Source organism: Sphingobium sp. IP1 (assembly GCF_002708645.1).
GTDB lineage: Bacteria > Pseudomonadota > Alphaproteobacteria > Sphingomonadales > Sphingomonadaceae > Sphingobium > Sphingobium yanoikuyae.
In genome coordinates this window covers 20,982-27,120 of record NZ_NOIW01000075.1, presented here as the reverse complement: position 1 = coordinate 27,120, position 6,139 = coordinate 20,982, and the positions used below count along the sequence as shown (strand labels likewise).

Annotated in this window: 3 protein-coding genes; 2 read left to right on the top strand and 1 reads right to left on the bottom strand. The window is 63.5% G+C overall.

What is annotated here, in order from left to right; translation table 11 throughout:
• Positions 1-338: 338 nt before the first annotated feature.
• Positions 339-2,489: a TonB-dependent siderophore receptor gene (locus tag CG471_RS21135; protein WP_099233574.1), complete on the bottom strand. Its 2,151-nt coding sequence runs from the start codon at positions 2,487-2,489 to the stop codon at positions 339-341.
• A 657-nt stretch (positions 2,490-3,146) separates the two neighbouring features.
• On the opposite strand from CG471_RS21135, the gene CG471_RS21130 reads away from it, so the two are divergent.
• The gene (locus CG471_RS21130; RefSeq protein ID WP_026109112.1) at positions 3,147-4,022 is read left to right on the top strand and encodes an OmpA family protein; all 876 of its coding nucleotides are present in this window, start codon (positions 3,147-3,149) and stop codon (positions 4,020-4,022) included.
• A 199-nt stretch (positions 4,023-4,221) separates the two neighbouring features.
• Complete coding sequence (locus CG471_RS21125; protein ID WP_099233572.1) at positions 4,222-6,090, top strand: ABC-F family ATP-binding cassette domain-containing protein; 1,869 nt, start codon at positions 4,222-4,224, stop codon at positions 6,088-6,090.
• Positions 6,091-6,139: the final 49 nt, after the last annotated feature.

The window sequence follows — 6,139 nt, the reverse complement described above, 5'->3', positions numbered from 1 at the left end:
GGAGGGGGTTAGGGGGGTGGGCTGGACGTTGCCATAGCCCACCCCGCTGCGACTAACGCGCTGCGCGCGCAAGTCTCGCTCCCCCTCCCGTTTACGGGAGGGGAATGGCGGGAAACCACCCCACTCCGTCATCCCAGCGAAGGCTGGGATCTCACTTTTCTTAGCGCTGAAAAGAACAGAGAGATGCCAGCCTTCGCTGGCATGACGGGATGGGAGACCGTCTGTCCTCCCCCCAAAAAAACAGCGTTGGGCCATTCCGCATGCTGGACCTGCGCCAGCACCCGTCAGACCCCCCAAACAAAAAGGGCGCCCTGGTCTCCCGTGGCGCCCTTTCAGCATTAGAACTTGTAGTTCGCGCTGATCGTGAAATTGCGCGGGGCGCCGTAGCGATACTGGCTGAACGAACCGGCCTGGCTGTAATATTTCTTGTCGAACAGATTTTCGACATTGGCCTGGAGCTGCAGCTGCTCGGTCACGGCATAGCGCGCCATCAGGCTGACCAGAGTATAGCCGTCCTGCTGGAAGCGGAAGGGCACGGCCGGCGTGGTGCCGGGGATGGTGCCGTCCGAATAGGCCTTGCTGCGATAATTGACGCCGCCACCGACGGTCAGGCCGGTCAGCACGCCGGGCAGGTCATAGGTGGTGAAGATCTTGAGCAGCTTGCGCGGCTGCGCGGTGTTCACGTCATTGCCGTCCGGATCCTCGATCTTGAACTGGCTGTAGCTGGCATTGACGTTCCAGCCCGGCAGCGGCTGGCCGGTGGCTTCCAGTTCGAAGCCCTTGCTCGTCACGCCCTCGACCGCGCGATAGGGCTGGAAGGTCTGGCCGTTCAGGATGATTTCCGGGCCGTCCATCTCGCCGACATTATCCTGCTCGATGCGGAACAGCGCGATCGAGGTCTGCAGCGCATCGCCAAAGAAGCTGCTCTTGAGGCCGATTTCATAGGCGGCGCCGTTCAGCGGATCGAGCAGGCGCTGTTCGCGGTCATAGCGGTTCTGCGGCTGGAAGATCTTGGTATAGCTGGCATAGACGCGATGGTTCGACGTGATGTCGTACAGCGCGCCGACATAGGGGATGAACACATTGTCGTCGCCATAGTCGCTCGGCCCGCTCCAGGCGAAGCCGCGCTGGTTCCAGCTGGCGATGCGGCCGCCCAGGATGACCTTGAACGGATCGGCCACGTTCAGGCGGAACGCGCCATAATAGCCGGTCTGCTCGATCCGTTCCTGTTCGTTGCGCACCGCGTCGGTGCCCCAGACCGGCTCGGGATAGGGCACGCCTTCCTGGCCGATCACCGGCACGTCCGTCAGCCAGGGCGAGGGCGCCACATAATTGTCGGTGTGCCGCTTCAGCACGCTGTGCAGCGCGCCCAGCACGACCTCATGATCGCGGCCGAACAGCGCCACCTGGCCCTTCAACTGGGCGTCGATGCTGTTCTGGATGCTTTCGCCCTTGGACTTGTAGGGGTTGGTGCCGTCCATCGTGCCGGTCGCCTTGTCGACGCCGCCATAGAGATACAGAAGCTGCGTATCGCCGGTGGTCTTGAGCCGGTTGTAATTGGCGGTCAGGTTCCAGCGATCGCCAAATTCCTGGCGCACCGTGGCATAGATATTCTGGTTGGTGGTGTTCCAGTAGGTCCAGTCCGCCGCCGTGGTCTGCGACCGGGGCAGGTCGGTCAGCGTGCCGTCGGTGTAGAAGGTGGGCAGCGCGCCCCAGGTCGCGCCCTTGGGCTTGCTGTCCTGGTGGCTCATGCCGACGCGGACCAGCGTGCTATCGGTGACGTCGGCCTCGACCACGCCATAGAGCACCCATTTCTTGCGGTCCTGAATGTCGATGAAATAGTCGCCCTTTTCATAGCGGCCGACCAGCCGGGCGCGGATGCGGCCATCGGCGGTCAGCGCGCCGCCAATGTCGGCCGACAGGCGCCAGGTGTTCCAGCTGCCGAAGCTGGCATTGGCATAGCCGGTCAGGTCGGTGGCATCGGCATGCTTGCGCACCAGGTTGACCGACGCGGACGGATCGCCCGCGCCCGACAGCAGGCCGGTCGCGCCGCGCACGACCTCGATCCGTTCATAGATGGACACGTCGATGCTGGTCTCGCCATTGCCACCGGCCAGCGTCCAGGCGGCGGGCACGCCGTCGACCTGGGTGTTGCGGATCTCGAAGCCGCGCGCGTAGAAGCTGTTGCGCACGTCGTCGACTTCGTTGGCGGATACGCCCACCGCATTGGTGATGACGTCCTTCACGCTGATCAGATTCTGGTCGAGGATGCGCTGCGCGGTCATGATGCTGACCGACTGCGGGGTTTCCTGCACCGTCAGGCCCAGGCCGGTCGCGGTGTCGATCTTGTCGGGCAGCGTATAGGTGCCGGTGACGACGATCTGGTCGTCGCGATTCTCATCGGCCGGTGCGGCATTGGTCTGGGCGGCGGCGGGAAGGGCGACGACGCATAGTGCGACGCCGGCAAGCCAGTGATATTTGGACAGCATGAAGACCCCTGTTTTCTGGTAGGAAATTGGGCGTCGTCCTAAGCGGTATTGCGAGGCGATCGCAACAATAATGCGAATGCGTCGCAATGCTATTTTGCGCAAAATATGCGAATATTTCCGTCTGTGACGATAATGCCACAGTTGGTGCCGTCGACCGGCGGGTGATGCGCGTTGCGGCTGCGGCCGGTCGAGGCGTCCATCGGCCTGCTTCCGCACGCCCACGCAGACCGGATCGTCAAATAATGTTTCAAGTCAATGGCATGAAAGCGCAAAAATAGAAATTCGGAATTTGTTCCACGCGGACGCTGATTTTTGTTTCACAACAAGAGGGGGCTTCATCGCGAAGTGTGATGGAAATCTATAGCTGTTCTGGCTCAAGTGGATCGCGTTAACACTTTCGGTCTTCGCCTTCGTTTCGTCGCATCATCCACTCATCTGGCCTGCGCAACACGGCCGGAACACGGGCTGTTCATGCAGCAGAAAGCCGGACACGAACAGGCAATGTGTCTGGCGCATCCCACGGCGCCAAGACGTCAAAATTTATGAAGGTCAGAAGAAGGGGGTTCTGACGGCCGGAAACGCCACCAGGCGGCCGCCGTCGGACGACAAGCTGCAATGCTGCAGGCCCGACCGATCGAGAAGTGAAGGAGCAGCGTGATGCCTATCATGTCCAAAAACCAAAAATATCTTGTGATGCTTGCCCTGCTGGCCGGGGCCGCTCCGGCCGCCGTCGTGGCGCAGGACCAGGCCCAGGACGCGCCGCCGGCCGATGTGTCGGCCAGTGTCGCCATGCCGGCCGCCGAACTGACGGAGGGGCCCGAGATCAAGGGCATCATCTCCGCGCGCAGCGGCGACCGGATGCAGGTGACCGCCGCCGACGGCAGCAAGAGCGTCATCACCATCAATGACGATACCAAGATCAGCGCCAGCAAGGGGCTGTTCGGCCTTGGCCGCGACCATCTGGCCGCGACATCGCTGCTGAACGGTCTGCCGGTGACGGTGAAGACCCTGCAGGCCGGCGAAGGGCTGCTCGCCAGCAAGATCGCCCTGCAGAACAAGGATCTCAAGACCGCGTCGATGATCAACAACGGCACGGCCCAGCGGTTCGACGAACAGACCGCCGCGACCGAGGCGCTGCGCGGCCGCATGGGCGAGATCGACCAGTATAATGTGAAGGGTACGACCAACGTCAATTTCGACACCGGCAAGGCGGTGCTGTCGGATCAGGCGAAGAATGACCTCTGCGCCGCGGCGACCTCGGCCAATGGCATGAGCAACGCGCTGCTGCTGGTCGTGGGCTATACCGACTCCACCGGCGGCGAAGAGCTGAATCAGGAACTCAGCGAAAAGCGTGCCTCGCGCGTGGTCAATTATCTGCAGCAGGCCTGCGGCTGGAAGCCCTATCGCATGCTGACCCCGACCGGCATGGCCGAGGCCGATCCGGTGGCCAGCAACGACACGATCGAGGGCAAGGCGCAGAATCGCCGCGTCGCGGTCAATATCCTCGTCAGCAAGGCCGTCGACGGCCTCTGACACCTGCGGGGTGGGCCCTTGCCCACCCCCATTTTTTGCGCGTCGATCGCGCGACTTCGCAAAAATCTCCTATTGCGAAGTCATCACTGCGGACCGGCAGTGGCGCAAATACGTCCTCTGTGACACTATATACTTTGCAGCTTTCGCAAGCGCGCCAAGCCGCTTCACCCCCCGCCGCAGCTCTGCTACAGGCGCGGCCATGCTTAACTTGAACGGTATCACCGTGCGCCTGGGCGGCCGCACCATCCTCGACCGCGCCGGCGCCGCGCTGCCGCCGCGCAGCCGCGTCGGCCTCATCGGCCGCAACGGCGCAGGCAAGTCGACCCTGATGAAGGTGATGATCGGCCAGCTCGACCCGGACGAGGGCAGTTGCGACATGCCGCGCGACACCCGCCTGGGCTATATCGCGCAGGAAGCCCCCTCGGGCACCGCCACCCCGTTCGACACCGTGCTCGCCGCCGACAAGGAACGCGCCGAATTGATGGCGGAGGCGGAGCATACCGAAGATCCCGATCGGCTCGGCCATATCTATGAGCGGCTGACCACGATCGACGCCTATACCGCGCCCGCGCGCGCCGCCCGCATCCTCGTCGGCCTCGGTTTCGACGAGGAAATGCAGGGGCGTCCGCTCGACAGCTATTCGGGCGGCTGGAAGATGCGCGTGGCCTTGGCGGCGCTGCTCTTCTCCAACCCGGATCTGCTGCTGCTCGACGAACCGTCGAACCATCTCGATCTCGAAGCGACCTTGTGGCTGGAGAATTTCCTCAAGGCTTATCGCGGCACCGTGGTCATCATCAGCCATGAGCGCGATCTGCTCAACAATGTGGTCGACTATATCCTGCATCTCGAAGGCGGGAAGGTGACCCTTTATCCCGGCGGCTATGACGCGTTCGAGCGGCAGCGCGCCGAGCGTCTGGCCCAGCAGGAGGCGGCACGCGCCAAGCAGCAGGCCGAGCGCGAGAAGCTGCAGGATTATGTCGCCCGCAATTCGGCCCGCGCCTCGACCGCGAAACAGGCCCAGTCGCGCGCCAAGGCGCTGGCCAAGATGCAGCCCATTGCCGCTGCGATCGAAGACCCCAGCCTGCATTTCGGTTTCCCCAGCCCCGCCGAACTGCGCCCGCCGCTCATCACCATGGACATGGCCTCGGTCGGCTATGACGACACGCCGATCCTGCGCCGCGTCAATCTGCGCATCGATCCCGACGATCGTCTGGCGCTGCTCGGCCGCAACGGCAACGGCAAGACCACGCTGGCGCGCCTGATCGCGGCGCAGCTGGCGCCGATGGAAGGCGCCATCAACAGCTCGGCCAAGATGAATGTTGGTTATTTCACCCAATATCAGGTGGAGGAACTGGACGTCACCGACACGCCGCTGGAGCATATGACCCGCGTCATGAAGGGCGCGACGCCCGGTGCGGTCCGCGCCCAGCTTGGCCGCTTCGGTTTCTCGGGCGAGCGCGCGACGCAGAAGGTCGGCTCCATGTCGGGTGGCGAGCGCGCGCGTCTGGCGCTGGCGCTCATCACCCGCGATGCGCCGCACCTGCTGATCCTCGACGAACCGACCAACCATCTGGACGTCGACAGCCGCGAGGCGCTGGTGCAGGCGCTTAACGAATATTCGGGCGCCGTCGTCATTGTCTCGCACGATCGCCACATGATCGAACTTGTTGCCGACCGGCTGGTGCTGGTCGACAATGGCACCGCGCAGCCGTTCGACGGATCGCTTGATGATTATACCGACATCATCCTGCGCAAGGCGGACGGCAATCCGTCCGGCGGCGACGCGCCCAAGGTCGATCGCAAGGCGGACAAGAAGGCTGCCGCCGAATGGCGCGAGAAGCAGAAGACGCTCAAGAATGCCGTCAACAAGGCCGAGCGCGAGATGTCCACGCTGATCGCCGAGCGCAAGCGCATCGACGCCGTGCTGTCCGATCCCAGGAGCGCAACCGGGGCCGAGGCGAAGATGACCACCAGCGAACTGATGGTGAAGCGCGCCGCGGTCGAAAAGAAGCTGGAAGCGGCCGAGGAAGTCTGGATGGAAGCCGGCGCAGCGCTGGAAGCCGGCTGATTCTCCGGCTTTAGACCCCGATTCACGCCATCGGTGAAAGTGCGGAGCG

Excerpts from the sequence above, each read along its gene's own strand:
- CG471_RS21130 (WP_026109112.1), top strand. The coding sequence starts at position 3,147 with ATGCCTATCATGTCCAAAAACCAAAAATATCTTGTGATGCTTGCCCTG.
- CG471_RS21135 (WP_099233574.1), bottom strand. The coding sequence starts at position 2,489 with ATGCTGTCCAAATATCACTGGCTTGCCGGCGTCGCACTATGCGTCGTC.
- CG471_RS21125 (WP_099233572.1), top strand. The coding sequence starts at position 4,222 with ATGCTTAACTTGAACGGTATCACCGTGCGCCTGGGCGGCCGCACCATC.